Genomic DNA, 1,129 nt, shown 5'->3' with positions numbered 1-1,129 from the left:
AAGAGTGAATTTTCTTGTGGAACAGGCATCTTGCCTGTTCCTAAAAAGCTTATTGAGAATGGTGCAACATCTCAGTTTAAACCGACTGGGGAGATATTGCAATGCTTGTTCAAAAATGTGTCTTTCAGTCCTCTTTGAGAGGACTTTTGCTATGAGACGGGGGTTTTCAACCCCCGGCGGACTTGTGGGTTAGCGTGGGGAATTTGGCGCGGGTGATTGCGATCGATTATCGCGGATTTGCGATCTAATTTCTCTCGTTAGGTGGCGATAAACCGAGTTTCTGCGACAAGTTTCAGTTGAGTACGATAAATATCGGAAGAAACCCGGTTCCGGGGATTAGCTGCGTGGCGAGAAACCGGGTTTCTGCCACAATTTTCCGCCTCGCACGAGAAATATCGGAAGAAACCCGGTTTCTGAGCGTGCGATATTTTTGAGAAAATTGTCAGAAAGTGCGAGTTATAATAAAACCAACCTAGTTGGCGATAATATCAACGATGGAAACTATAACCCTCAACCTACCTGCATCCGTCGCTTTAACCGACGAACAATTTTATCAATTGTCCATCGCTAATGAAGAGTGGCGATTAGAACAAACCCCCGAAGGAGAACTAATTATTATGCCTCCAACAGGCGGCGAAAGCGGCATCAGAAATTCGGATTTGACTACAGACCTAAATTTGTGGAATCGTCAGACTCGATTGGGAAAAGTCTTTGACTCTTCCACTGTCTTTCAATTACCCAACGGTGCGAAGCGTTCCCCTGATGCTGCTTGGGTACTCCTAGAACGTTGGGAAGCATTATCCGCAGAAGATAAGCGCAAATTTCCTCCCCTGTGCCCGGACTTTGTAATAGAATTGCGTTCCCAAACTGATTCCCTAGAAACATTGCGGGCTAAAATGCGGTATTATCGAACTAACGGCTGTCGCTTAGGTTGGCTAATTGACCCGCAAACGCCTTTAGTAGAAATCTATCGGTTGTCTGAAGAGGTAGCAGAAGTGATTAATTTCTCTTTTGACCAACCGCCTACACTTTCGGGTGAAGATGTACTTCCCGGATTTCTTCTAGATATTACACCTATTCTCAATCCTTGAATCTCGCTCCATTTTCTTTAGTTGGTTGGCAAGAAACC

General features: G+C 45.0%; 1 protein-coding gene. It reads left to right on the top strand.

All coding sequences use genetic code 11. The annotated features are described in order from the left end of the window. The first annotated feature begins 494 nt into the window (after positions 1 to 494). Positions 495 to 1,091 (top strand): Uma2 family endonuclease, encoded by a 597-nt coding sequence (locus tag QT990_RS22700; RefSeq protein ID WP_333145076.1) that lies wholly within the window; start codon positions 495 to 497, stop codon positions 1,089 to 1,091. Positions 1,092 to 1,129 lie beyond the last annotated feature (38 nt).

This window comes from Microcoleus sp. T3_B1, from assembly GCF_036700445.1.
GTDB lineage: Bacteria > Cyanobacteriota > Cyanobacteriia > Cyanobacteriales > Microcoleaceae > Microcoleus.
This window is presented reverse-complemented; position numbering and strand designations above follow the sequence as displayed.